This is a genomic window from Pseudoalteromonas sp. M58 (assembly GCF_042604605.1).
Classification (GTDB): domain Bacteria; phylum Pseudomonadota; class Gammaproteobacteria; order Enterobacterales; family Alteromonadaceae; genus Pseudoalteromonas; species Pseudoalteromonas tetraodonis.
Genome location: NZ_CP152390.1, coordinates 1,855,229 through 1,882,118 on the forward strand (window position 1 = coordinate 1,855,229; position 26,890 = coordinate 1,882,118).

General features: G+C 40.1%; 24 protein-coding genes. 12 read left to right on the plus strand and 12 right to left on the minus strand.

The window, feature by feature from the left end; translation table 11 throughout:
• Nucleotides 1-76: 76 nt before the first annotated feature.
• Nucleotides 77-736 carry a hypothetical protein gene (locus AAGD16_RS08555; RefSeq protein WP_377111257.1) on the minus strand — a complete coding sequence of 220 codons (660 nt, stop codon included), beginning with the start codon at nucleotides 734-736 and terminating at the stop codon, nucleotides 77-79.
• Nucleotides 737-1,432: 696 nt separating this feature from the next.
• Here AAGD16_RS08555 and AAGD16_RS08560 point away from each other — a divergent pair.
• On the plus strand, nucleotides 1,433-2,515 hold the full coding sequence (locus AAGD16_RS08560) for a flavin monoamine oxidase family protein (protein WP_377111259.1): 1,083 nt from the start codon (nucleotides 1,433-1,435) through the stop codon (nucleotides 2,513-2,515).
• Between the two features lie 39 nt (nucleotides 2,516-2,554).
• Here AAGD16_RS08560 and AAGD16_RS08565 read toward each other — a convergent pair whose 3' ends face one another.
• A complete protein-coding gene (locus tag AAGD16_RS08565) occupies nucleotides 2,555-3,598 on the minus strand; it encodes an AI-2E family transporter (RefSeq protein WP_013465095.1) in 1,044 nt (347 codons plus the stop codon).
• Between the two features lie 168 nt (nucleotides 3,599-3,766).
• Between AAGD16_RS08565 and AAGD16_RS08570 the strand changes: the two genes are divergently transcribed.
• Entirely contained in the window at nucleotides 3,767-4,657 is an 891-nt protein-coding gene (locus AAGD16_RS08570; protein WP_036954506.1) for a TIGR01777 family oxidoreductase, read from the plus strand.
• Nucleotides 4,658-4,792: 135 nt separating this feature from the next.
• Nucleotides 4,793-5,971, plus strand: a complete 1,179-nt coding sequence (locus AAGD16_RS08575) for a GGDEF domain-containing protein (RefSeq protein ID WP_290191051.1) — start codon at nucleotides 4,793-4,795, stop codon at nucleotides 5,969-5,971.
• 63 nt (nucleotides 5,972-6,034) lie between these two features.
• On the opposite strand, the gene AAGD16_RS08580 is transcribed toward AAGD16_RS08575, so the two are convergent.
• Nucleotides 6,035-6,703, minus strand: coding sequence for a DUF2987 domain-containing protein (locus AAGD16_RS08580; protein ID WP_377111262.1), 669 nt, complete (start codon nucleotides 6,701-6,703; stop codon nucleotides 6,035-6,037).
• On the minus strand, nucleotides 6,696-7,505 hold the full coding sequence (locus AAGD16_RS08585; RefSeq protein WP_013465099.1) for a glucosaminidase domain-containing protein: 810 nt from the start codon (nucleotides 7,503-7,505) through the stop codon (nucleotides 6,696-6,698). The genes AAGD16_RS08580 and AAGD16_RS08585 overlap by 8 nt, the downstream gene beginning before the upstream one ends.
• A 181-nt stretch (nucleotides 7,506-7,686) precedes the next feature.
• Here AAGD16_RS08585 and AAGD16_RS08590 point away from each other — a divergent pair, with 181 nt between their 5' ends.
• On the plus strand, nucleotides 7,687-8,979 hold the full coding sequence (locus tag AAGD16_RS08590; protein WP_013465100.1) for an anti-phage deoxyguanosine triphosphatase: 1,293 nt from the start codon (nucleotides 7,687-7,689) through the stop codon (nucleotides 8,977-8,979).
• 67 nt (nucleotides 8,980-9,046) lie between these two features.
• Here the strand turns inward: AAGD16_RS08590 and AAGD16_RS08595 are convergent, their stop codons facing one another.
• Complete coding sequence (locus AAGD16_RS08595; RefSeq protein ID WP_138686463.1) at nucleotides 9,047-11,203, minus strand: prolyl oligopeptidase family protein; 2,157 nt, start codon at nucleotides 11,201-11,203, stop codon at nucleotides 9,047-9,049.
• Nucleotides 11,204-11,360: 157 nt separating this feature from the next.
• Between AAGD16_RS08595 and AAGD16_RS08600 the strand changes: the two genes are divergently transcribed.
• Together AAGD16_RS08600 and AAGD16_RS08605 are read left to right on the plus strand one after the other, a co-directional pair.
• Nucleotides 11,361-11,672 (plus strand): DUF962 domain-containing protein, encoded by a 312-nt coding sequence (locus tag AAGD16_RS08600; protein ID WP_013465102.1) that lies wholly within the window; start codon nucleotides 11,361-11,363, stop codon nucleotides 11,670-11,672.
• Nucleotides 11,673-11,849: 177 nt separating this feature from the next.
• The gene (locus AAGD16_RS08605) at nucleotides 11,850-14,405 is read left to right on the plus strand and encodes a TonB-dependent receptor (RefSeq protein WP_350314484.1); all 2,556 of its coding nucleotides are present in this window, start codon (nucleotides 11,850-11,852) and stop codon (nucleotides 14,403-14,405) included.
• Nucleotides 14,406-14,467: 62 nt separating this feature from the next.
• On the opposite strand, the gene AAGD16_RS08610 is transcribed toward AAGD16_RS08605, so the two are convergent.
• The 3 genes from AAGD16_RS08610 to AAGD16_RS08620 form a co-directional block, all read right to left on the minus strand.
• Nucleotides 14,468-15,463 (minus strand): branched-chain amino acid aminotransferase, encoded by a 996-nt coding sequence (locus AAGD16_RS08610; RefSeq protein WP_377111265.1) that lies wholly within the window; start codon nucleotides 15,461-15,463, stop codon nucleotides 14,468-14,470.
• A gap of 231 nt (nucleotides 15,464-15,694) precedes the next feature.
• Nucleotides 15,695-16,747, minus strand: a complete 1,053-nt coding sequence (locus AAGD16_RS08615) for a fatty acid desaturase family protein (protein WP_377111267.1) — start codon at nucleotides 16,745-16,747, stop codon at nucleotides 15,695-15,697.
• On the minus strand, nucleotides 16,744-17,787 hold the full coding sequence (locus AAGD16_RS08620) for a flavin reductase family protein (protein ID WP_290191055.1): 1,044 nt from the start codon (nucleotides 17,785-17,787) through the stop codon (nucleotides 16,744-16,746). Before AAGD16_RS08620 ends, AAGD16_RS08615 begins: the two co-directional genes overlap by 4 nt.
• A 366-nt stretch (nucleotides 17,788-18,153) precedes the next feature.
• Here AAGD16_RS08620 and AAGD16_RS08625 point away from each other — a divergent pair, with 366 nt between their 5' ends.
• The 3 genes from AAGD16_RS08625 to AAGD16_RS08635 all read left to right on the plus strand — a co-directional run bounded on the left by AAGD16_RS08625 (nucleotide 18,154) and on the right by AAGD16_RS08635 (nucleotide 20,429).
• On the plus strand, nucleotides 18,154-19,314 hold the full coding sequence (locus AAGD16_RS08625) for a PQQ-dependent sugar dehydrogenase (RefSeq protein WP_290191056.1): 1,161 nt from the start codon (nucleotides 18,154-18,156) through the stop codon (nucleotides 19,312-19,314).
• Between the two features lie 92 nt (nucleotides 19,315-19,406).
• The gene (locus tag AAGD16_RS08630) at nucleotides 19,407-19,586 is read left to right on the plus strand and encodes a DUF6435 family protein (RefSeq protein ID WP_024603117.1); all 180 of its coding nucleotides are present in this window, start codon (nucleotides 19,407-19,409) and stop codon (nucleotides 19,584-19,586) included.
• Between the two features lie 228 nt (nucleotides 19,587-19,814).
• Nucleotides 19,815-20,429: a DUF7010 family protein gene (locus AAGD16_RS08635; protein WP_290191057.1), complete on the plus strand. Its 615-nt coding sequence runs from the start codon at nucleotides 19,815-19,817 to the stop codon at nucleotides 20,427-20,429.
• 155 nt (nucleotides 20,430-20,584) lie between these two features.
• Here the strand turns inward: AAGD16_RS08635 and AAGD16_RS08640 are convergent, their stop codons facing one another.
• Both AAGD16_RS08640 and AAGD16_RS08645 read right to left on the minus strand, forming a co-directional pair.
• A complete protein-coding gene (locus AAGD16_RS08640; protein WP_290191058.1) occupies nucleotides 20,585-21,376 on the minus strand; it encodes an SDR family oxidoreductase in 792 nt (263 codons plus the stop codon).
• Nucleotides 21,377-21,401: 25 nt separating this feature from the next.
• Nucleotides 21,402-21,905 (minus strand): DUF962 domain-containing protein, encoded by a 504-nt coding sequence (locus AAGD16_RS08645; protein WP_290191059.1) that lies wholly within the window; start codon nucleotides 21,903-21,905, stop codon nucleotides 21,402-21,404.
• A gap of 181 nt (nucleotides 21,906-22,086) precedes the next feature.
• Here AAGD16_RS08645 and AAGD16_RS08650 point away from each other — a divergent pair, with 181 nt between their 5' ends.
• Entirely contained in the window at nucleotides 22,087-22,485 is a 399-nt protein-coding gene (locus tag AAGD16_RS08650; RefSeq protein ID WP_013465114.1) for a hypothetical protein, read from the plus strand.
• Nucleotides 22,486-22,823: 338 nt separating this feature from the next.
• Here AAGD16_RS08650 and AAGD16_RS08655 read toward each other — a convergent pair whose 3' ends face one another.
• On the minus strand, nucleotides 22,824-23,240 hold the full coding sequence (locus tag AAGD16_RS08655; RefSeq protein WP_350314482.1) for a hypothetical protein: 417 nt from the start codon (nucleotides 23,238-23,240) through the stop codon (nucleotides 22,824-22,826).
• Nucleotides 23,241-23,365: 125 nt separating this feature from the next.
• The gene (locus AAGD16_RS08660) at nucleotides 23,366-24,310 is read right to left on the minus strand and encodes a LysR family transcriptional regulator (RefSeq protein WP_290191061.1); all 945 of its coding nucleotides are present in this window, start codon (nucleotides 24,308-24,310) and stop codon (nucleotides 23,366-23,368) included.
• Between the two features lie 124 nt (nucleotides 24,311-24,434).
• Here AAGD16_RS08660 and AAGD16_RS08665 point away from each other — a divergent pair, with 124 nt between their 5' ends.
• Nucleotides 24,435-25,382, plus strand: a complete 948-nt coding sequence (locus AAGD16_RS08665) for a sodium-dependent bicarbonate transport family permease (protein ID WP_024603122.1) — start codon at nucleotides 24,435-24,437, stop codon at nucleotides 25,380-25,382.
• A gap of 317 nt (nucleotides 25,383-25,699) precedes the next feature.
• Complete coding sequence (locus AAGD16_RS08670; protein ID WP_128583790.1) at nucleotides 25,700-26,869, plus strand: MFS transporter; 1,170 nt, start codon at nucleotides 25,700-25,702, stop codon at nucleotides 26,867-26,869.
• The last annotated feature ends 21 nt before the right edge of the window (nucleotides 26,870-26,890 follow it).

Here is a 26,890-nt window from a genome sequence, read left to right on the forward strand (position 1 = left end):
ATTATAGGTTAAAATGGAACGAAAACAGTCAACTATATTTTTGCTTTTTTAACAGCTTGATATACGCTTTTACGCACTACTCAACCTGTGCTTTTTCCCACCATGGTTTGGAAAAATCGACTTTATCCTCTGGAATAACCATTGGGTGTTTTCTCAAATAATACGCCCAGAAAGCTTTTTCATATTTTGGGTTATAAATTTTAAAATTCCCTTGGGCTTGATACTCTTCTAAAAGTTTACGGTAGGCTCCTACAGGTTCATGAGGGTTTCCCTGTTGGAAAATAACTGTGCCTCCATACGTTTCATAAAGATACTTACTAATTTTGTAAGTTTTAACGACGTCTCTATTTGCCCTAAATGAAGCTTCTTTCATCTCAGAAGTTAATGTCTCAGCTGATGGCTTTGAGCTAAAACGATGCATGGCTTCAGTAAAACTTCCGACTTCATCAGCTGTTGGTTCTAAATTATGTTCATCAGATAACTTTTGGATAATTCGTTTCCAAATTATTGACGTTAATTTATCTGCTCGCATTTTATCAAGCACATTATCTTCTGATAAATCAGGATAAGATCGCTTATATCCTTTTAAAAACCTCAAATCTATTTCTAGATCAGTCCCGTGTATTGTATCCCCTAATATCTGGGCTACTTTTGCTGAGCTATCCTCTTGAGCAAACGCATTCAAAGAAAACGTTAATAAAAAAGAACACACAATAACCATAAACTTATTTTTCATAATCTACTTCTATGTTTGGTAATACATGATTAAGCTAAAAAGTGCTTTTCATTTTTATCCGCTTAAAGCTTTTGTTAACCATCAATTGAAAAGTACTAATGTTAATAGGGAGGTAATCGAATACGCCTCATTTAAGTTAATATTTCGAAGTTTAAATAAATCGGTAAACAATCGATTCCATATATTTCGAAAAATTTCTGCAAAAACTAGCATCATTGTTATAAGCATTACAAATAAGAACAGTGATTTAAACAACGAAGATTCAAAGAACAAATCAATAAAAACGGTGTTCGATTCGGAGTGTGGTTCATAATATATTAATTCGTGGACAGTTATCACTAGCAGAGCCACGAATGTTGCTAATGCGTTAAATGTTGTTGTGATTTCCTTTTTCATAGACCTTCCTTTGTTAAGTATGGCAGACAATTTTATAGTCGGTGACTCTCGTATATTTATACCAGCGCTACGCTCATTTTTTTCCTTACATAGTTTTAACAAATTAGCTAACACATTGCTATCATTAAGTTTTATTATTTTAAGCAGTGCTAATTTGAACAATAGGCTCGCGTCGCTCATTTTCCTGAATATGAGTGCACACTAAAGCTTACTCACTTAGCCCATAAAACGTTTTGACAAATCTGCATAAAAACCACAAACTACCTACCAGTAGATTGATTTAGCTAAAGTGATTTTAAAATGCATAAACCTGTGGTTATTATTGGTGGTGGCTTAGCGGGCTTATATGCCGCTTACAACCTAAAAAAACGAAATATTCCGTTTTTATTATTAGAGGCCAAAGCCAATTTGGGCGGTCGTATTGCGTCTCACTTTTTGGCAGCCAACAACACCATTGGCCACGATTTAGGCCCTACCTGGATATTTCCGCACCAGCCTAATATTCAACAATTAGTTGCTGCTTTAAACATCCCTGTGTTTGAGCAATACACACAAGGTGATGTATTGTATCAAGCATCGCATACTGCCCCTGCTCAGCAAATTGCAGGGGCGGGTGAAATGCAGCTATTTAGAATCCAAAATGGTATGAACGAGCTTATTAATGCGCTTTATCAGCAGCTTGACCCAAACACAGTTAAATTAGAGCACCCTGTTAGTGAAGTGAAAAAGCTTTCCGATGGCTGGCATATAAGCGCTAATTACCAAGGGAGTACGCAGCACTTTACTTGCGATCAGTTACTGTTGGCGTTACCGCCTAGAATGATCGGCCAGCATTTAACCCCGCATTTATGGGCTGATAATATTTTAGCACAGCGTTTAGCGTCCGTGCCTACGTGGATGGCAGGCCAAGCAAAGTTTGTTGCCACCTTTGAGCACGCTTTTTGGCGAGATAAAAACTTATCGGGGCAATGTTTTAGCCGTGTAGGCCCGTTAGTAGAAATACATGATGCGTCAGCAAGTGATCATGCTCACCCTGCTCTATTTGGCTTTATTGGCGTGCCTTACTTACAGCGAAGTCAAGTAACTCGCGAGCAATTAACCCAAGCCTGCCTTGATCAGCTTGGCTATTTTTATGGTGAGCAGGCTTATACTGCCACTGATTGCACGATAAAAGATTGGGCTGAGGATGAATTTGTGGCCAACAAGGATGACCAACTAGGTGTATCGCAGCATCCTGAATTTAATTTTTCAGGGCTTAGCGAGCAACTCAAACAGTTAAAAGTGCATTTTGTGGGCAGTGAGTTTGCAAAGCAGGAGGCTGGCTATTTAGAGGGGGCTATAAACGCCGTAGATAGCGCCTTAGCTAATTTAATAAATACTTAATAATGTTAAAGGCGTGCTTAGGCACGCCTTTGTAAGGTATTAGTCTTCTGATTTAATGACGGTTTCTTCACCTGTGCCAAGCATAGTGGCTAACCAACGCCCTTCGTCACTGGCTTCTAGCGCTATTTTTACAATCATAGTTAACGGCACCGATAACAACATTCCCACAGAGCCTAATAGCCAACCCCAAAATATTAACGATAAAAATACCACTAACGTAGAGAGCCCTAACCCTTTACCCATGTATTTAGGCTCTACAATATTACCCATTACGGTATTTATAGTTAAATAACCCGCACCAACGAGGCCTGCCACTAAAGGACCTTGAGTAATAAGCGCCAGTAACAGTGCTGGCACAGCCGCTATGATTGAACCAATGTTAGGAATGTAATTAAGCATAAATGCCAGTACGCCCCAAAGTACAAAGTAATCAACATCGAGTATCCATAAGTAAAAACCAGCAATTACACCGGTGGCTAAACTTACTAGGGTTTTAATAGCCAAATAAGAGTTGATAGAGTCTAAAAAGCGGTCAATTTGCTTAATTTTACTATCGGGGTCGTCTAGTGCTAAATGTATTTTTTTACCAAGTATGGGCCCTTCAAACAGCATAAAAACAACCGTTAAAATAATTAAAAACATATTGGCCATTACGCTACCTAAGCCGGTTAACATATTGGTGGCAACATCAACCATTTTACCGGGGTCGAACATAGACAAAATTTGTTCTTTATTAATTAATATATTGTATTGCGACGCCATATCAACCAGCCATACAAATTCTTCTTTTAACTGTGCTTTGTATTCAGGTAACTGCTTTGAAAAGTCATTAACCGACTGCCCCACTAAACCGCCTAAGCTAACACCTAAGCCCATAATAATAAGCACCACAAGCACCACCGCTATGCCTTTTGGAATACGGTAGCGAGCAAAAAAATTAATGAGTGGGCTACAAATAATGGCGATGAATGCTGCCAAAATAAACGGAATAACAATAGCACTTGCGGCTTTAATGCCCGCCAATACAATGACCAACGCTGCAAAAATAATTAAGCTTTTATTTACCCCAGTTAAACTTGCCAATACTCTTATCCTATTGCTGTTATTTGGCTTCAGTGTAAGGCAAAACCCAATAGAATGAAATATTTATGGGTGATCATAATAATGATTAGTACGTATAAATTTGCAAATCGTTGAGCTGGGGAGTATAAATTTTAAACATCCCGCTTTATTTATAATTTTGGAGTTGCAATGCATATATTTTTTACAGGCGCCACGGGCTTAATTGGTAGGCACCTTTGCCCTTTCTTGTTGCACCACCACGACATTACGGTACTAAGTAGAAACCCAACCAAAGCTAAAGTTTTGTTAGGCCACAGAGTAAATGCTGTTAGCAGCTTAGACGATGTCGATTTTAATACGGTCGATATTGTCATTAATTTAGCCGGCGAACCTATCGTTAATAAACGCTGGAGTGATAAACAAAAAGCAAAAATACGCGATAGCCGAATTATTATTACCCAAGCCATAAGCGATGCAATTAATCAGTGTCATACACCGCCACATACGTTTATTTCAGGCAGTGCAATAGGCTATTATGGTCGCCAAGGTAAAACCCAAGTTGATGAAAACAACACAGAACCGCACGATGAATTTAGTCACCAACTTTGCAGGGATTGGGAACTCGCTGCATTAAAAGCTGAGTCTGACGATACTCGTGTTTGCTTACTTCGCACAGGCATTGTACTGGCTAAAAAAGGCGGCGCACTTGGAAAAATGTTGCCTGCATTTAAGCTTTGTTTAGGCGGGCCAATTGGCAATGGCGAGCAAGGTATGTCGTGGATCCACATTGATGACATGGTGCAGCTCATTTTATTTTTGATTCGTAATCAAGATATCTCTGGTGCTGTAAATGCCACTGCCCCGCATCCGGTAAGCAATAAACAATTTAGCCAATCATTGGGTAAAGCATTGTCACGCCCTGCCTTTATGCCCATGCCTGCAGCTGTGCTCAATGTTTTAATGGGAGAAATGGCAGATCTACTCACAACCGGCCAATTTGTGGTGCCTAAAAAAGCATTAGAAAATAATTACCGTTTTCACTTTTCTGAAATCGATGCCGCATTAAAAAGTTTAGTTTAACGACTGACCTTAAAGGGTTAAGTTTGTAGCAAGGGAGTATAAAGTTAATACTTTTTACTCCCTTGCTATTTTAGTGTTACTACCTAATAATGAGTTAAGCGTTATTTCTTATTCAGCTAAAAGAGCAACTAAAACATGCTTCATTTACCCACATTAATTAGCCTCTGTTTTATTCTTAACTTGTTTATTGCAGTGTTCTTTTTTTCAGTGTATTCATATAAAAAACAACCTAGCTTTTTATTTTTTGCTACTGCCTGCTGCTCGTTTATAACCGCTATTGCCCTGATTGGTTTGAGAGGAGTGATTGACTATCCACTTTTAACTTACTTTTTTGCTTACCTATTTATTATTTTAACCCCACTCCTGCTTATTTTAGGGTTAATACCACAAAGTACGGTGCCTGCAGTAAAGCTAACGCCTTTATATTATGCTTGTGCTATATGTTGCACATTGCTACTTGCTGTGTATCTCATTGATGCGGGACAAATTATTACCAGTATCATTACTGCCGTACTATTTAGCTACGCGGCCTATTTAATGATCAAAACCCCCAGTGTTGCTAAAGTACAGCAACGACTACTAATTGCCTGCTTTTCACTACACAGTGTAGTAATGCTGTTGCAAGTTGTACTCCTTGTTTTACCCTACTTTAGCCAAATTAGTCAGGCGAACTTAGCCGCAGGGTTACAACTATTATTGGTCTCGCATTTATTTTTAACCACAGCCAGTGCGTTAATTCTGCCGTTTATTGCTTTTGCCAATGAAGAATCAAAACTAATAAACTTAGCTAATCACGATCCGCTCACACAATTATTAAACAGGCGAGGCTTTTTCCGCCTGTGTAAAAAAATAACCCACACTGCACCACTTAACAGCAGAGTGTCGTTAATTATGCTCGATATCGATCTTTTTAAACAAGTGAACGACCGATATGGTCATGAAACTGGCGACGAAGCAATAAAGTGGATTGCACAACATATTAACGAATTGTTTTTTGAAGCAGGCATTACCGCTCGAATTGGCGGAGAAGAGTTTGCTATTTTCCTTAATCAAAAAAATCTTACTCAAGCAAGGCAGTTAGCCCAAAAGCTATGCAGAAGTATTGATCAATATCCCTTTTATTTTAACGGTAATAGTATTGCACTGTCTGTTAGTGCTGGAGTAAGTAGCGCACTTATTCGCGATTTAAATATGCAAGAGCTGCTATTGCAAGCTGATAAACGCCTTTACCTTGCTAAAGAAACGGGCCGAAATAAAGTTGTTACTCATGATGAAAAAAGCGCGCTCATGAATAGCCACTCTGCCATTATTTAATTTAGCAATAAAAAAAGCGGGGTCAAACCTGACCCCGCTTTATAATCAAACCAATTAATTTTATTACTTACTGATCCAAGGCGTTACTTTAACTACCTCGTTTATATCAGCCAATACTTTTGTGTCGTTTTGCCAGCTGTCTGTTACTTCAAAATAACATACTGATTCTTCGCATGTTATGCGCTCATCATCAAATTGTTTAGGCGCATTAAAAGTAACAACCACCCCTTTTTGCTCAGGCAGTAAAAACCACATTAGTTTGCTAACAAAAAAGCCCGACAAGTCTGTTAAAAGCGCTTCAAGCTCATTATTAATGGTTAATAATGATTGCTTTGAAAAGGTTAGCCCTTCTAGCTCGTTGGCCTCTATTTGGAGCTTTAACTGACAATCATGAATCGGATTTTTAGGCTGAACCACAATCACCGCTTTGTCAGTATCGAGCTGCTTATCATACGGTAATAACAGTTGCGCTTTGTCAGTGTAATTAAGCGGGTACTCATTTTTTTCAGTTAAAATAGTCCCGCTTTTGATACTACATACTTCGTTAGTACCAATATCGCTAATATAAAAGTTTACGCGGGCGTACTGAAAATCGCCTTTGTTTACTACTTTTAAACGGTCGTAAAAACCGTCATACGACATAACAAACTCTTTAGCATAGGTGTTATTTGCCGCTATTGCTAAAAAGCAGGTCGCTATAGTCGTAACTAATTTTAATACTGATTTATTCATCAAAGTACGCTCGGTTTTGATTGATCATCGTATTTAGCTCTTCAATATACGCTTCACCACGCTCTGAGTAGGACATCAGCCCAAGGGTTAGCTTAGTCGCCTTAATTGGCTTTTGCTGTGCGCGTAAATCTTCACGTATACTGCGTAATTGTTTATAGGCATTATGCGTATTAATATTTCTAAAATATGACGTTACAGCAGCGCGAACCGATTTAAATGCAGCCACTTCATGCTCGGCTTCATTATTACGTCTTCTTGGCACCATGCCACAGCCTTTTTTGTAGCACCATTGGCCAAAAAAGTTTAAGCCTATTCGGGCAAAGCGTGAGGTACCCCATGCCGACTCATTAGCAGCTTGCATTAGGGCAAGTTCTTTAGGAATAATATCTACACGGCGCAGCGCTTGAGTTAGTGTAAGCGTGTCTAAGGTTTCAGGTAAGCGGTATAATTTAAGTATTTTTTTAATATCGCTCGCTTGTTTTTTACTTAACGGCTCGTCGTGTTCTAGCATCATGCGCGCAATTTCAATGTTTGCACGTTGCTGTAAAATCTTTTTGTTTTCGGCTTCTACATGGGGCTTAATGAAGTTAAAAAACGCATGCTTTTTCTCTTTTACATCGGTGTATTCTGAGAATTTTGGCAACTTAACATTGTGCAATGGTTTTTCTTTCTTCTTTTCTTTTTTAATGTCGTCAGCACGTGTTTGTTCATCTGAAACAAACTCATCAGTTTGTATAAATGGATGAGTAAGTGCCCAAATAACAAGGGCGGCTAACAACAACTGAAAAATAGTTTTTAACATGTATTATCTCAATTAAACTCTAAGTTATGTATGGTGTAGTCACATACATACGAACACTCATTATACCTAAGCCACTTTATAAACGCGAATACCGAACAACTGAATAAAATTCATACGCCTATTGTGAGTTATTTATAATATACTAAGCGTTAAAGTCGTAGATATAGAGATAGGTTGTGACATGGATAAACAGTGGCAAAATAGAATAATTGAACAATATAAGCACCGCCCAAACGATAACCGCTCTCCTTGGCAAATAGACCGCTCTCGAATTATTCATGCTGCAGCATTTAGACGCCTTCAAGCCAAAACTCAAATAATGGGTATTGGTTTAAATGACTTTTATCGCACACGTCTTACCCATTCTTTAGAAGTATCGCAAATAGGCACGGGCATATTACGTCACTTAAAAGCCCAGCACCCTCGTTTTGAACATTTTCCATCAACCGGATTACTCGAAACCTTATGTTTAGCGCACGACATCGGCCATCCCCCCTTTGGGCACGGCGGAGAAATTGCACTTAACTACATGATGCGTGATCATGGCGGGTTTGAAGGTAACGCACAAACGCTACGAATAGTCGCCAAACTAGAGCCTTATAGTAATGGCTATGGCATGAACTTAACAAGGCGCACATTATTAGGGTTTATAAAGTACCCTGGTTTTATCGATCAGTTGTGGTACAACATTCCCAAAGTAGATAAACAACGCGCGTTTATAAAAGCCGACGACTGGCGACCTGCTAAAGGTATTTACAATGACGATGCACCTATATTTAATTGGATCATTGAACCACTGAGTCAAAACGATAAAGCATTATTAACCAGCCAAAATATTGTAGATTCATACCGAGCTAAAACACGCTATAAATCTCTCGATAGTGCCATTATGGAACTGGCTGATGACATTGCCTATGCCGTACACGACCTTGAAGATGCCATAGCCACCGATGTGTTAAGCCTAGACGATTGGTTAACCCATGCATTGCCGCACTTACAAGCACTCAACTATGATTGGTTAAATACGCTACTTAAATCACTTACAGAGCGATTATTTTCAAAGCACGAACATGAACGCAAAGATGCCATTGGTGAATTAGTAAATACCTTTATTATTCATATTCATTTAGACATACAAAACGATGCCTTTGAATGCCCTATTTTAAAGCACACCGCCAAATTAGATCAGCAATACGAAAGCGTATTACAAATACTTAAACATTTTGTGTTTCAACGCTTGATACGCGACCCTCAAATGCAGCAAATAGAATTTAAAGGGCAGAACCTGCTTATTGAACTGTTTACCGCATTTGCCAGCGATCCAATGCGGTTATTACCCGAAACCACGCAAGCACTTTACCTAGAAGCCGAAAAACACCATCAAGGCATGCGAATTATTTGTGACTACTTAAGCGGTATGAGTGACGAATACGCTTATAAAACTTATCAACGGTTGTTCTCACCCATACAATAAAGTAGTGAGCATAAAAAAAGCCGAGTCACTTAAGTAACTCGGCTTTTCGTTAGCTTATAAAGTCACATTAAAGTGATTTAATGCCCATGTTGTATAGCGTAAAACCGTACATGTCGGCATAAAGATCAATAATTTTACTGGTTGGTGTACCTGCACCATGGCCTGCATTGGTTTCAATACGAATAAGCGTTGGGTTAGTACCCGCTTGCTTCGCTTGAAGCTCTGCTGCAAATTTAAATGAATGCGACGGTACAACGCGGTCATCATGATCGCCTGTAGTGATCATAGTCGCCGGATATTCAACCCCTGCTTTTACATTATGAATTGGCGAGTAGCCTTTTAAGTAATCAAACATTTCTTTACTTTGGTCGCTAGTACCGTAATCGTATGCCCAGCCAGCACCCGCTGTAAAAGTATGATAACGCAGCATATCGAGTACGCCTACCGCAGGTAACGCCACTTGAAATAAGTCAGGTCGCTGGGTCATTACGGCACCGACTAATAACCCGCCGTTTGAACCACCTCGCAGTGCTAGGCGCTTTTTAGAGGTGTATTTTTTATCTTGTAAGTATTGTGCGGCGGCAATAAAGTCGTCAAATACGTTTTGCTTTTGCAATTGCGTACCTGCTTTATGCCACTCTTTACCATACTCACCGCCACCACGAATGTTTGCCACTGCGTATACGCCGCCTTGCTCAAGCCAAGCTGCTGTTGTTGAACTAAAGCGAGGTGTTAAGCTTATATTAAAGCCACCATAGCCATATAAAATAGTTGGGTTGCTACCGTCTAATTTAATATCACTTTTGTAAGTAATAATCATCGGTACTTTAGTGCCATCTTTAGAGGTATAAAATACTTGCTCAGAGGTGTAGTTGTCGCTATTAAAATCAATCCCTGACTTACGATATACTTTAGACTCACCACTTTGTACGTCAAAACTGTAAGTCGTGCCAGGTGTTTTGTAGTTAGTAAATGAGTAATAAAGCGTAGTTTGCTCTTTTTTACCGCCAAAACCACCCGCCGTACCAACGCCTGGTAAACTTATATCACGGATCAATTCGCCCTGCTTGTTATACTGCTTCACTTTAGAAATAGCATCAACCATGTAGTTGGCAAAGAATGTGTTACCGCCAAGCGTTACATTGAGTACGTTTTCAGTTTCTGGAATAAAGTCTTGCCAGTTTTCAGGTTGCGGGTTGCTTGCATCAACCGTCACTACTTTTTTATTTGGAGCATTTAAGTTAGTAACCAAAAATAGCTTGCTACCTTCGTTATCAATCACGCTGGTATCAGAGTCGGTATTACCCACTACGGTAACAAACTCGCTATCTGGCTTAGTTAAATCTTTAATAAATAATTTATTACCTGAGGTCGATACGCTAGCAGTAATAAACAAATAGCGGCCATCTTTGGTCGCTTTGGCGCCCACATAACGGTGTTTTTGCTCAGCGGTATCGCCAAATACTAGCGTATCCTCGCTTTGGGCTTGGCCTAATTTATGGTAGTACACTTTATGTTGATCAGTTTTTGCAGAAAGCTCACTGCCTTCTGGTTTGTCGTAGCTTGAATAATAAAAACCATCATTTGCCAACCAACTCACGCCACTAAATTTAACATCAACCAGTGCTTGCTCTACTTGCTCTTTGGTTTCGGTGTCTATAACAATGATTTTACGCCAATCACTGCCACCTTCCGATATTTGGTATGCTAACAATGAGCCGTCTTCTGAAAATGATAAGCCCGACATTGAAGTGGTACCATCTTCACTAAAGGTATTAGGATCTAAGAAAATCTCAGCCTCGCCGCCGTCTTTACTGCGGTATAAAACGTACTGATTTTGCAGGCCATCATTTTTGTAAAAATAGGTGTAATCACCTTCGGTGAACGGCGCGCTGATTTTTTCGTAGTTCATTAACTTTTCAAGGCGCTGCTTTAACGTATCTCTGTACGGTATTTGCTCTAAATATGAAAAGGTTAGGTTATTTTGTGTTTTAACCCATTGAGCCGTTTCATCACTCATATCATCTTCTAACCAACGATACGGATCAGCCACATTTTCACCAAAGTAAGTGTCAACCACTGTGCCTTTTTTAGTTTCAGGGTAATCTAGAGAGTTAACTGCTTTCATTGCTGTTTTTACTTCATTTTGAGAGGTGTTTTCTGCAGGTTGTGAACAACCCGCAAGTGCGATTACAACCGCACAGGTCAGTGTTTTTTTTAGCATTGTTATTTTAGTTCCTTGTTGATAATCACTCTAAGTTATTAACTTTTCCTGCTTTTGTCTATTAAGATGCGGTAAACGCCATTTATCGCTGTTAACCTGCGCTTAGTTACGCTTAAATACATTAATTAACAACGTTTAAACATCAATAGGCTAAGTAATGACAGAAACCCAATCCTTTAAAAGCTTTAAACGCTTTTACCCTTATTACTTAAAAGAGCATCGAAATCAAACCTGCCGTAGATTGCATTTTATAGGCAGTAGTTTAGTACTGTTACTGGCAGGCTATGCGTTTTTTAGCTCACAACTTATGTTGTTATGGTTATTACCAGTGATTGGTTATGGCTTTGCGTGGGTTGGGCATTTCTTTTTTGAAAAAAACCGCCCTGCTACATTTAAGCACCCGTTATATAGTTTATGGGGCGATTGGGTAATGTTTAAAGATATGCTCACAGGTAAAATAAAATGGTAAATGGCGACTTACGCTACAGGCTACTCAAATAGTCCACCTGCCGCTGTAAATAAATTGTAGATTGAATGTAATTCAATTGACCTTGGTTGTAAAAATGGTCTACCTTGACAACAGAAATTTCAATTAGTTCATTAATAATTGAATTACCTGTAGAGCATTGAATGAGGGAAACTAATCATGCAACTAAAACAGCTATTTACAGCAAAAAAAACCATTACACTCAGTGTTGCCGCTGCACTACTTGGCTCGTGGTCGGTAAATGCCGCACAGCAAGAAACACAAGCAGAAGAAAATATTGAACAAATTAGTGTAATTGGCTCTCGCCGACTCGGCCGCACAGTTGAAGACAGCCCAGTTCCGATTGATATCATTAGCGGTGATGCCCTAAAAAGTTCAGGGCAAACTGAAACCAATGCACTACTGAGCACTTTATTACCAAGCTTTAATTTCCCTCAGCCATCAATCACCGATGGCAGCGACCATGTGCGCCCCGCTCAACTGCGTGGCTTAGCACCTGATCACACCTTAGTGCTCGTAAATGGTAAACGTCGCCATAGTAATGCACTGCTTAATTTAAATGGTTCAACCGGTCGTGGGTCATCATCGGTTGATTTAAACGCTATTCCAGCCAATGCCATTGAGCGAATAGAAGTATTGCGCGATGGTGCCGCTGCGCAATATGGCTCAGACGCCATTGCCGGTGTGATTAATATTGTCCTTAAAAGTAATAGCAGTGGCGGCAGCCTAGGTGCTGTATATGGAGCAAACATCACCGAAATGCAGGGTGTGCCTCAACTAGAATCCGTTTCTGAAGATGCCAATGGCAACTTAGCCTTTAGTGAAGGCAGCGACCGCTCGCTTACCGACGGCCAAACGTTAACCCTGCAAGGTAATATGGGGTTTGAATTGGGCGATAACGGCTTTTTAAGTATTTCTACTGAATATCGCGACCGTAGCTCAACGAATCGCTCTGATTATGACCAGCGCGAAAATTACGCCCGCCTACCTGATGGCTCTCTTGATCCGCGTGAGTTCACATGGGATCGTTACAATCATAACTTTGGCAATGGCACCGTTGAAGACTTCGCGCTGTTTTATAATGCCGGTTATCAATTAACTAACGATGCCGAGCTCTACTCGTTTGGCTCTTACAGCAAGCGTGAAGGCGAAGGCGGAGGTTTTTATCGTCGCGCACAAGACAGCCGTAACGTAACAGATATTTATCCTGATGGCTTTTTACCGGTGATCACCTCAGATATTGACGATTTTTCGTTAGCACTTGGCGTAAAAGGTTTTGCTAATGAATGGAATTACGACGCTTCTGCTGTATACGGCAAAGATGCCTTTAACTTTGGTGTTATTGATAGCTTAAACACCTCATATGGGCCTAGCAGTCAAACCAGTTTTGATGCCGGTACACTTACCTACGATCAGCTGACTATTAACCTTGATTTTAGCCGCGAGATTGATGCTGACTTTTTAGCTAGCGGAATTAACGTCGCAGTGGGTGCTGAGTATCGTCGTGAAGGCTACGAAATTCAGGCAGGCGAAGAAGCCTCATACGCACAAGGCACTTTTGGCCCTGGTGGCGCAGTAACCGACCCAGTTAATGGCCCATTTGGCTCTGCAGGTTCGCAAGTATTCCCAGGTTTCACACCTGAGTCTGCGGGTGATAACAGCCGCCATAATGTTAGCCTTTACGTTGATTTAGAAGCCTTTATTACAGATAACTGGAACGTTGCCGTCGCAGCGCGTTATGAAGACTACTCTGACTTTGGCGATACGCTTAATGGTAAAATTGCCACCCGTTATACGCTAACAGAAGATTTAGCATTACGCGGCTCTGTATCAACCGGCTTTAGAGCGCCCTCTCTGCAACAGCAATATTTTACTTCAGTGGCCACCGTGTTTGTTGATGGTATTCCAACACAAACAGGGACGTTTGCCCCAAGCAGTGATGTAGCCGTTGCATTGGGATCACCGGGCTTAGATGCAGAAGAAGCCACCAACTACGGGGTAGGTATTACCTGGTCAACCGACTTTAATTTCAGCTTATCTGTGGATTATTACCAAATATTAATTGATGACCGTATTGTGTTATCAAATAACCTGTCGGGTGCAGGTGTAGCAAGCTTACTTGAGGGCACTGGAGCTAACCAAGGGCGGTTTTTCTTAAACGCGATTGATAGCAAAACCCGTGGCGTTGATGTGGTTGCCTCTTACAACCTAATGACCGATAACTACGGTGATGTAGCGTTTAATTTAGGCTATAACTACGGCAAAAACGAAGTGACTAATATTATTGCCCCACCCGCTGAGCTACAAAGCGTAGGTGTTGAACAAGATAATTTGTTCTCGGGTAATGAACTGCGTCGTTTTGAAGTAAGTACCCCGCGTAATAAATACAACCTAAGCGCTACATGGACACTAAACGAATGGCGTACCACACTTCGCGGCACTCGCTATGGTGAAACACAAGACCCATCAGAAATTCCAGAGCGTAACGAAGTGCTCAAGCCAAAGTGGATCACCGACTTAGATGTTGCCTATGCACTTAATAACAACATTACTCTGAGCTTAGGCGCGAATAATGTGTTTGATGTATACCCAGATCCAACGCGTGATTTAGTGAGCGATGTAACCACTTTCTCTCGTTTGTTCTCTTACTCGGGCTTTTCGCCATTTGGTTTTAATGGCCGCTATGTTTACGGCAAAGTTGAAATGAAATTTTAAGCTGCAGCTAAAAACAAAAAGCCACACTATTTAGTGTGGCTTTTTAATGAATTTGAACCCGATTAGATTTTAGTTAACCAACCGTGTGTATCTTCACTTTTACCCCATTGAATATCGTTCAATGCTTGACGTAAACGTGCTGTTGTTGGTCCTGGTTCACCATTACCCACTTTGTATTCTTTATCGTTATGGATAAACGTACCTACTGGTGTTAATACTGCTGCAGTGCCTGAAAGTGCTGCTTCAGTGCCTGGTTTTGCTGAACGCTCTAAAAGCTCAGTTACGGTAAAGTTACGCTCGCTTACCGTCATTCCTAAATCTTTCGCAATGGTTAAAATACTATTACGAGTAACACCATGTAAAAAGGTGCTGTCGAGTGCTTTAGTAATGATTTCGTTGCCATCAATTAATATGAAGTTGGCCGCGCCGGTTTCTTGCACATCGCCACCTGGGCAAAATAAAATTTGGTCGGCTTTATATTTAGTGCGCGCTGCTGATATTGGGCCAAGCGCGCTAGCATAGTTACCACCGCTTTTAATCATACCCATATGCGGGGCACAGCGCATGCCGTCTTCTTCTAATAAAACACGTAACGCGGTAGCACCACCTGAAAAGTAGTCACCCACTGGCGATAATAACGTATAAAGCAATGAGCTCATTGAAGGTGCAGCCGCTTTGCCAATGGCAGCTTCAGTACCAATGTGGGTTGGGCGAATATACATAGAACCAGGAGGAAGCGGCGTTTCATCGGCGTATTCACGAACAATATCGATGATCATTGTTTTTAGCATCTCGCCATCAACCGCTGGTAAACTTAATAATTCAGAACTTTGCTGCATACGCGCAATATTTGCATCCATTCTAAAAATATTTACCGAACCATCTTCATGGCGAAAGGCTTTTAAACCTTCAAAACATGTACTTGAATAATGAAGAACGTGTGCACCTGCATGCAACTCAAGCTTATCGCAAGGAACAATTGAGCTTTCGCCCCACTGATTGTCAGAAAACTTAGCTTGAATCATCTGCGGCATAAACACAGTACCAAATGCGGCCATTTTTATTCTCTCTTGTGTGGTCTATTTTTCTCCATTGTATGACAACCCGCTACTATTTAACCATAGCAAAACAGGCTGTTTTTAAATTAATTAGACGAATTTTTTGCATGTACTGATGATTATTTAATCAAAAAAGCACTTGCTAACTCTTTAATGCAATAATCAGCTAACAATTTAAGGTTAGCTGATTATTTAATGCATACATTATAGTAGCGGCTATTTTATTAACCTCTATTTAAATGAATAACGAAATATACGTTTTAACACCGAGGTATATTGGTGAAAAAAACCGCCGGTGTTGTATGCAATGCCCTGCTTTTGTAAAGCAGCTTGCACTTGTGGTGCTATTTCTTGGTAGCGTGACGATGGCAAGTCTGGAAATAAATGGTGTTCAATTTGAAAACTTAAATGCCCCGTTAAAATATGAAACCAACGCGCCCCTTTAATGTTTGACGACCCAAGCGCTTGGCGATAATACCACTGACCTTGGCTTTCGTTTTCACAATCTTGCTCGTAAAAGGTATGCGTTTGCTCGGTAAAATGGCCACAAAAAATAATGGTTGATGTCCATAAATTACGAATTAGGTTCGCCAATAAGTTACCGCTTAGCACCCATAAAAACAGAGGCCCCGCTAAAAGTGGAAACAGCACATAGTCTTTAATTAATTGGCGCGCCCCTTTACTAAAAAAGCGTTTTTTTAACGTACTATGCGCTACAGCCCCTTTGCGGTTTGGCTTCTTTTTACCTATAAACACACGCTCACCCGCCAGCTGATGGTACGACACGCCCCACTGAAATAGCACACTTAAATTTAAATAGGTAATAAACTGCCAAGTATTTTTTAAACGCCATTTAAAGTCATTACTTAATCTTAATAAGCCATAACCAAAATCGCGGTCTTTGCCAATAATATTAGTGTAAGTATGGTGCTCAAAATTGTGTACTCGGTTCCAACTTTGGCCGTCGCAGGCTATATCCCACTCGTATATTTTTGAATTAAGCTGTTTGTCGTTCATCCAATCGTATTGACCATGCATTACATTGTGGCCAATTTCCATGTTGTCGAGAATTTTAGCCAAAGCCAGTAATAACACACCCGCCACCCAAAGTAAGGGCTGAATAAAACCAAGCATTAATAAAATGCGCCCACCTATTTCGCACAGTCGCTGCTTGCGGACAATAGAGCGTATATAATTAGCATCCTTTTGCCCTACTTTGGCAAGCGTCGACATTTTTATGCCATCTAAATCTTCGGCTAATTGTTGATAATTTATGGTTGTCATAGCTGTAACTCCAAATCACTGACCGCTTGGCTAACACACAGTTGAATTAACTGCTCGCCGTTATCTGATAACTCACCGGTTTTTAAATTGCGCACCACGCCCGTTTTTTTAATGCACTGGCATTGATGACAAATACCAATCCCACACCCTCGCTGCACAGGTAGTTTTTTTGCCTCAAACTGAGTTAACAACACCTCATTCGCTGCTACGTCGTGGTGATCATTATTAATTTTTACAGTAAATTGACTGTCATCATTTAAGCTTGGCAATGCAAGGCTAAAGGCTTCTTGGTAATAGGTTAAATGATGCTGGTTTGCAAAATGTGCAATTTTTTGCATAAACGCTGCTGGCCCACAGCAGTAAATATCAGGATTGTCATCGATGTTTATATGCGTAGTTAATTGCGGGCTCATATCGCGAGTGAGTAACAAGTAAGAAAAATGCGCATAACGCTCTGCTAATGCGGCAAGTTCTTCAACGCATTGGTGCTCATTAGCTTTTGCAAAATACAGTAATTTGATGGTGTGCTGAGTATTTGCTAATTGCTGGCTAAGCATTGCCAGCATAGGTGTAATACCTGAGCCACCAGCAACAAAGGTGCTGGCTTTATGCCAGCTTTTAAATACAAAGTCGCCACTTGGCGCAGAAATATTACACCACGACGGCGCCTTTAATGTGCTTTGCAACTGAGCTGTAAAACGTCCTTGCTCATTGGTTTTAATTAAAACTCGCAGCAATCCGGTTGCTTTGTATTGCGCGGGGCTGCAAGCAAGCGTAAATAAACGGGTAAGCAAACGCCCGTTGAGCTCAAGCGTTAAACTAATATGCTGGCCCGCAATGTGGGCGCGCCACTGTTTATTGGGTTTAAGCGTTACACTTAAAAACTGACCACTCAACGCGTGTACATCAACAATTTGCGCACGAAAAAAGCCGGCTCGCCATGCAGGTTTAACGACCTGTATTAAAGGCTCTATGTAAGCGGCAAAGCTTTGATGGTGTAAAAACCATTTTGAAAATTGGTCTAATACCGAAGTTAACATGGTGATTAATTCTCTACTTAAATCGACTACCCATCACTTTGTGTTAAGCGAATTCAAGCAAACACATGTGCTGGGCTTTAAATATTTGAGCCTACACGTGTAAGCTCAACTTTCAGCGCACAAGTGTACGCTCGAATTTTTAAATTTCAACCCTAATAGGGTAATTATTCAATTTTTTTAAAGCGGTCTTTAATTCCTATACCCGTAAAGTTAGTTAAACACCTGAGGGACATAAACAAGCTCATTAAGCTAAAAACCAACATTAAAGCGGTTAAATAGTGTGCAATTTCATTCATCCCAAATACTTAACACTGTGATCAATAGCGTGCTAAGGTAGTTAAAATTTAGTTAATTTTGGAAGCCATTATGAACAAAGTAACAACGCGTAAAAAATTTTCTACACTCGCCACAGCCAGTTGTGCATTGGCATTTTCGGCGCTTACCAGCCTTAGTGCTCATGCAGTTGATTTTAAAGAACTGGATAAATTAGCGCTTAATGTAAAACCGGTCACTGTTGCCCAAGGGATTTCTATTCCCTGGGCTATTGAGGCTCTACCAAACGGTGATTTATTAATAACCGAGCGCAGTGGCACCTTATATTTATTGCGTAAAAATACCACCAGCTTAACTAAAATTTCTGGGCTACCTAAAATTGATGCCAACGGCCAAGGCGGCCTACTTGATTTAGAGCTGCATCCTGATTTTGCTAATAATCAATGGCTGTATATCACTTACTCAAGCAGTGAAGGTGACGGTGCTGGCAGTAACACCGCACTTATGCGCGCAAAATTAAGTAACGATCACAGCCAATTAAGCGAGCCACAACAATTATACAAAGGCGAGCATAATTCTAAAAAAGGCCAGCACTACGGCAGCCGTATTGTGTTTGATAACCAAAATTATGTGTATTTTTCGATTGGCGATCGCGGCTCGCGAGATATTAACCCACAAGATTTAAGCCGCGATGGCGGTAAAATTTATCGTTTACACGACGATGGTAAAATTCCAACCGACAACCCATTTGTAAAACAAAAAGACGCAAAATCAGCGATTTGGTCTTACGGGCATCGTAACCCACAAGGCATGTGGTTCGATGGTGAAAATAATGTATTTTGGGCACACGAACACGGCCCCCGTGGCGGCGATGAGCTTAATATGATTAAGCCTAAAACTAACTACGGCTGGCCAGTGGTAAGCTATGGTATTAACTACAGTGGCACCTCGTTTACCGATTTAACCGAAAAATCAGGCATGCAAGCGCCCACATTACAATGGACACCCTCTATTGCTCCTTCAGACATGCTGCTCGTAAAAGGTGACAAGTATCCTGAGCTTAAAGGAAAATTTTTACTCGCTTCAATGAAATACGCGTTTATTAGCGTACTTGAAATAGCAGATGGCAATGTCGTTAAACAAAGTAAATTACTGGAAGGCATTGGTCGTATTCGCAGTCTAGCACAAAGTGATGATGGCACTATTTACTTAGGATTGGACGGCCAAGGCATTATGCGCCTTGACCCACAATAATCTTTTAATAAGCTAATTACAGTAACAGCAAACTTTTTGCGTCTTCACTGCGTATTGTTTCTGTAATTAGCTAATAAACAACGAGGGTGTTGATGTTTTCATTTTTAAAGCCAGATCCAATCAAAAAATTACGTAAAGAATACGACGCAAAATTAGAACAAGGCATGCAAGCGCAAAGAAAAGGCGATATAAAAAGCTACGCTATGTTAACCGACGAGGCTGAAAAAATTTGGAATGAAATAGAAGCGCTCGAAGCCAAAAAAGCCCAGTAAACATTTAACCAAATGAGTTTAAACCTATCCCCCGCATTAACAGTGCGGGGTTTGTATTTCCCAGACTAAATAACTTCGATAAACATTTATCCAACTAAGTAAAATTAGATACACTTCTTATAAGTTCACTTTGCATTTCCCCCATCACGTTATTACAGCCCTATTGGTGCGACACTCAAAAGCCATTTTATTTCTCGCATAATCAGTTGTTTACATTAAAGTTAATTAGTGGAATTATTAACCAATAATTACTTTCCTCTGTTTGAGGGATATCCACTTTTAGGTCACGGGGTATTTATGGAATTTAAGCAAGCACAAAAAGACATGGATCTCGCCTATTTTGGTGGCGCAACAGGTGTTGTTATTTCTGGGTTAGTTTGGTGTTTTGCTGGTTTAATTGCAGTACTGTATTCAACTAAAGCGAGTATGCTTACCCTGTTTATTGGTGGTATGTTTATACACCCGCTGGCTATGTTGCTATCAAAAGTACTTAAGCGCCCTGGACAACATGACTCCACAAACCCATTAGGCAAACTTGCTTTAGAAAGTACCGTTATTTTATTTGTTGGTTTTTTCCTCGCCTTCTATGTTTCTAAGCTGCATCTGCAATGGTTTTATCCAATAATGCTGTTGGCAATGGGTGTGCGTTATTTAATTTTTAATACTTTATATGGTGCAAAAGTTTATTGGCTTTTAGGTGCTGTGCTTATGCTAGCGGGAGTAGTTTGTATATTATTAAATGCTAACTTCGTCATTGGTGCTTTTGTTGGTGGCATAACAGAAGTTATATTTTCTATTGTGATCTTCAATAAATCAAAAGAGTCAGCAGTAAAAGCCTCGTAGCGAATTGTTATCTAAAAGGAAAGTTACAGATAAAGATACTCTTAGCTTAACACTATGCATCATTAACTTTAACGTCTCCATTATTTAAAAAATAGAAGTACACTGTCAGCACAAATTTAACTTAAATTTTTGCTAACAGTCCACTAATTCTCAGGCTATTTATATTCTACCTTGGCGGTTAAGCGATTAAATAAACTAGGGAAAAACCGTTTTATAAACGGTGCCCAACCACTCAACCCTTGGCCTATTACAACTTCGTCTTTTTTATTATAGATTGCGGTGAGCATTTTCGATGCGGCTACATTTACATTCATACCATTTTCTATTGAAGGCTCAGGTTTGTTTTGTGCCTCTCCTTGCTCGTTCAATGAATTATGGGCAATTGCTGTTTTAATTGAGCCAGGGCAAATAGTTAAGCAATGTATATTGTGCTGCGCGACTTCGGCGCGTAAGCAATCCATAAAGCCTACTACAGCGTATTTACTGCCTGAATAACCCGTTCTAAATTTAGAGCCCACTTTGCCTGCCACGCTACTAATAGCCACTACAGAACCACTTTTTCGCGCCACCATTGAGGGTAGCACTGCTTTAGTGAGTGCAATTAAACCAAAGTAATTTACTTCCATGAGTTGGCGGTACACTTTAAAGTCGTTTTCTAAAAATAAACTACGCTGCGAAATTCCGCCGTTATTAATTAAAATATCAATCGGGCCTAAGCTATCTATTTGCGCTGATACATCCTGCAGTACGATTTCGGGCTTTGATAAATCAAGCGGTATTACCCGATGCCCTTGCCCTTTTAACTGTTCTTTTATCTCGTTGAGTTTATCAACGTTACGCGCTGATAAAATAACCTTCGCACCTTGCTCTGCAAATTGTTTTGCAAGCTCTTCACCAATACCTGATGATGCACCGGTGATCCATACTGTTTTATTGTTATAATCCATGGTTTACCTTATAGTCTTTGACTGATTATGCTTTAGTTGGGCCCGCTATTTCATTAACTTGCTGTTCTAAATTTTTATAAAAGCCCATTAAAAATAACAGCTCTGCGGTGACATACAAAGGGCCAATAATTAAACCCACTAAATCATCAACAAAGGCGGGCTTTTTGCCTTCAAAATAATGACCAATAAACTGTAACACCCAGCCAAATACAAACACACCCACACCAATCGTCAGCCATGATGTAAAGGGCATTGCGGCGATAGGCTGCGCTGCCACTAACAATACAGTAAAAATAATGCCCATGATTAAACCTAGCGAAAAGCTCAGCATAAAATAGTAAACCACACTGGCAAGGACAAAAAGCTGCGCCCCATCGACATTAAAACTCCCTATGGGAATTTCAACACGCGCGAGTAAGCACAATGCCGCAAATACAATCAGTGGAATACCAAAAAAGTGAGTTAATACGTTACGCTTTGAACGATGATACAAGCCATACTGGCCAAGTTGTTGTTGTAGAGTTTTCATCGGTTGATCCCGTTGTTATTTTTATAAGCAAAGTTCACCTTATAAAAAAGTGCGCACAATAACAACAAATACCGATGGTTATAAATTAAAAGGCTAACTAATGGCTCTCTAATTGGGTATTGATGTAAGCTATTTAAAATAAATGTTTAACTGTTGGCCCTTGTAATATAAGGAAATCATCATGTTATTAAAAGCTCTAGCCATAGGCTTATTACTTGCTTTAGGCGAGATAATTAATGGCAACATTCGGGTGCGAGTTCTGCATCGATTATATGGGCAACGACGCGCTAAAACGCTTAGTTTACTCTCAGGCATCGCCATTATTTTTGCTATAGCTTGGTTAGCCCTGCCATGGGTTGCCCCTACAAACTACCTAGATTGTTTTAAATTAGGCTTAATGTGGCTAATAATAATGCTTAGTTTAGATATTTTTGTGGGTAGGTATTTATTTAAATATAAGTGGCAGAGAATTTTTGATGACTTTAATCTCTTTAAAGGCAACTTGCTTAGTGTTGGCATGTTGATACTTTTTATATGCCCAAGCTTGGTTTTTTGGTTGCAGATGAAAGTTATGGTTTAGATCACTGCTCTATAAGCGCAGCGTCTCTTCGCTCTCTTTGTGTATTAATCACTTAAAAATAATTTAAACTGATAGAAATGAATGAGGAATAAATGAGTAGAAAAGTTTATTTATTTCAGCTACTTACTTTAAAAGCACAGCGTCTCTTCGCCCTCTTTGTAAATTGATCATAAGAAACAGTATGAACTGAGAGAATTAAATGAGGAGAAAATGAGAAGCCATAAAAAGTATGCTTTAGATCACTGCTCTAAAAGCGCAGCGTCTCTTTGCCCTCTTTGTGCATAATTCTTAAAATCTATTTAAAATCAGAAGTAAATGAGCTTGCAACGTGTCGTTATCTAAACTAATGCGGTTACAAGCTTGCCTTTTTCATGCGTAGGTTGCATGGCCATTCGATCAGTGCCTTTTTCGTATTCTTGCTCCAGCATTTTTTGTAACTCTGCAAGCTGCTCTTTAATGGTGTCTATATCAGCACCTTGCTCTTGAAGTTTTTCTGCCAATGCTTCGATTGCTGCTTTTAACTCAGCAATTTTTTCTTTATCAACTCCTAATCGTTGATAGATAAGCGCCTCTTGCGCATTTTCTAAAAAGCTTTTGTCTTGTGGCTTAGCGCTTGCGATTTGCGTTTGTTCGCTATCGCTGGTTTTAGCTGTTGCCGCAGGGCCAGAAGTTGCCGCTACTTCGTCAGCTTTTGCCGGTTTATTTATTGTACTAACATAAGTATTGTATTGATTTTTAAAGGTTATTGATGTCATCAGCTCAAATCCATTTTTGCGTTAAAATATCTATCTTTAACTATTTTCATTTAGATACTTGTATGTGAATAACTACAGCAACTTTAATACCAACTTATATTTGTTATTCGCTTCGCTTTAACTCTTTATTTTAAATTAAGCCCATTTAGCTCATTACGCACCCATTGCTTATCGAGATATTGCTCTAAATTCAGCTGGGCAAATTTTAAAAAGCTGCGCGCAGCATGAGAAATATGCCTGTCTGTGCGCACTACAAAATACCAATGGCTGGCTAAGCAGGTGTCGGTTACATTGAGCACTTTAAAACTGTTATCGCCTTTAGGTAATACATGATGAGAAAGCACCGCAATCCCCATTCCCGAGGAAACAGCAACCCGTATGGCTTCGTTACTGGCCATTTGCACACTATCACTAAGGACTAAACCACGGCTTTGTAATTCGCTTTCAAAAAGCATACGCGTAGCAGAGCCTGGCTCTCTTAATAAAAATCGATATGGCATTAAATCAGCTAATGTTAATGCTTTTACATCGGCAAGCGGATGATCAAGCGGCACAATAAAGACCAAGGGGTTATGTAAAAAACGCGCGGCTTGGGCATGTTCAAGTGATGGTGGGTGGCTAAACACATAAATGTCGTCTTCTCCACGCTCAAAACGCGCTAACACTGCAGAGCGGTTGCCAATTTCCAATGGCAGCTCTACATAGGGATGGGCATTACTGTAAGGCCCGAGTAACTTAGGCAAAATATATTGTGCAGTGTTTACCATGGCAATTTTACAGCGCCCGCGCTCCCCGCCTTTAACCTCGGCTAAATAGTCTTGGTAATCATCAAAGTGCCCAAACACTTGCTCACAAGTTCTAAATAATTGTAAGCCAGCCTCGGTAACCTGTAATTTTTGCTGTTGCATAACAATTAAAGGCTCATTAACGGTTTCTTGTAAGCGCTTAATTTGCAAAGAAACGGTAGGCTGGGTTAAATGCAATTGCCGAGCTGTTTCGCTAATGGAGCCGGTTTTAACTACACTCATAAAGACTTCGAGTAGCCTAAATGATAGTTGCCTTATGTTCATTACTCACCTCATAGATTTTTATCTATAAGATACTATCATTCATTTTATTATTTGCTATACAAAGATAGGCTTACAATAGCGCCGCTTAACAAATTGAGTAACTAATAACAAAAAGGAGAACAGTGTGCCTGATATCGTCGTAATGTTTTTTATTTTAGGATTAGTGGCGGGGATTTTACGTTCTGATTTAGCGATACCTAAAGCCACTTATGACACGCTAAGTCTATTGTTAATGCTCACCATAGGGTTAAAAGGTGGCATGGTGCTGCATGGAAATTTAAGCTGGCAGCTTCTTCCTGAAATGGCCTCGGTTATGTTACTCGGTGGCCTTATTCCCCTCACTCTTTACCCTATTTTAAAATATGTTGTTAGACTCAGTGTGGCTAATAGCGCCAGTATTGCCGCGCATTATGGCTCGGTAAGCGCAGGTACCTTTGCAGTTGCATTGGCTTATGCAGAGTCAGCTAAATTAGAGGTAGGTGCTGAGGTTACACTGTATTTAGTGATGCTCGAATTACCTGCCATTATTGTCGGTTTAATGCTTTATCGTAAACTCGATAAACAACATAGCCAAAGTAATACACTGTCACTCAAAGCGCTTTGGCACGAAACACTTACTAACAAAAGCGTGATTTTGTTAGTTGGCGGTGTGATCATCGGAATGATGTATGGCACACAGCAAGGCAGTCAAGTAACCAGTCTTTTAACCAGTAGTTTTAAAGTAGTACTGGCATTGTTTTTACTTGAAATGGGTTTAGTGGCTGCGCAAACTCTGCGCCCATTTCCTTGGCAGCATTGGAGACTCGCTGCATTTGCTATTATCACTCCGCTATTTTTAGGTACTATCGGCGTGGCTGTAGGCACACTATTAAAATTAGAATTAGGCTCGGTGGTGATACTCGGTAGTTTAGTGGCTAGTGCGTCTTATATTGCAGCCCCTGCGGCAATTAAAGCAGCCGTTCCCAAGGCTGATATTGGCCTAGCTATGCTCAGCTCTTTAGGGGTAACGTTTCCGTTTAATGTGATTGTTGGTATTGGTTTGTACCATAAGCTTGCGCTTGCCATGCACTAAAATAAACACCAATAAAAGCCCAACATGGGCTTTTATTTTTTAACTATGCCCCGCCATTACTACGTTATCACCCTCTTTAAAAAATCAACAAATATAAAACAAAAACGCTAACTTATTTCTACAATCAGATTGCAATTAAGCGATTAGTTTACGTAAAAAAACATTTTAAAAATTATTTTGATTGAGCAATTAAAAAACACTTTACTTGGTATAAAAAGCAGCATAAATTCGCAGCCAAATTAACCTGCTTCAAATAATCGCGCCACTATCACACCTAAATCAGCAATTATTTAAACCCTTTTTATCGGAATAATCTAATGGTGGAACTTGCCGCTAATAGTAAATCAAATAATCCTTTAGCCCCTGTTATTGGTTTATCTTTTTTTGCTATTGCTTCGGGCTTTTTAATGAGCCTGATCCCGTTATCACTGAGTGCTTTTAAGTTAAGTATTGATCTTGCGCCTTGGCTTGCCAGCGTCTTTTATTTTGGTTTACTTATTGGCGCGCTGTGTATTGAGCGTGTGGTAGTAAAAATTGGCCACCGTATGGCATTTATCGCATTTTTAATGTTGCTGATCATCAGTGTTATTGCGCAGATCATTTCCCCTACAGCCACAATGTGGTTAATTGCTCGCTTTGTTGCTGGTATTGCTGTTGCGGGAGTATTTGTAGTGGTTGAGTCGTGGTTGTTAATGGCGAATACACCTAAGGCGCGAGCTAAACGCTTAGGTTTATATATGACCTCTTTATATGGTGGCAGCGCTGTGGGGCAATTAGCAATCACACCGCTTGGCACTGAAGGTGCCGTACCGTATTTATTTGTCGTGGCCCTTTTGGCGTTGGCTATTTTAGCTCCATTATTAATTACCACAGGCCAACCTAATGCTCAGCAATTACAAAAGCTGCCACTTAAAGAGTTAAAAACTCTCAGCCGCCCTGCTATTTTAGGCTGTTTAGTATCAGGATTATTACTAGGACCTATTTACGGGTTATTACCTATTTATATAGCCGCGCAAACTGATCAAGCCCAATATACCGGCTTACTTATGGCGGTGATTATTTTAGGTGGCATGCTGGTGCAACCTTTAGTGAGTTATTTATCAACCCGTATTATAAAAAGCTTACTTATGGCTATTTTTTGTTTTGTTGGTGCTGCCAGCGTAATGGGAATATTAAACGCGCATAGCTTTGGCGGATTAGTTGTAAGTTACTTTGTATTAGGTGCGTGTAGTTTTGCACTTTATCCGATTGCAATTACTTTAGCGTGCGACTCGTTACCTATGGCAAAGATAGTGTCAGCCACTGAAATAATGCTGCTCAGCTACAGTGTTGGCTCTGTATTAGGCCCGTTGTTGGCAACGCATTTTTCTGATGCAAGCCATGGTGTGCTTATTTATTTAGGTGGTTGTTTAATTACCACCTGTATTTATATGCTCATAAAAAGTATGAAAAAAATACCCACAGGTAACACCCCTGTTGCAGGTTAACTAACGCGATAAACCGCTTAA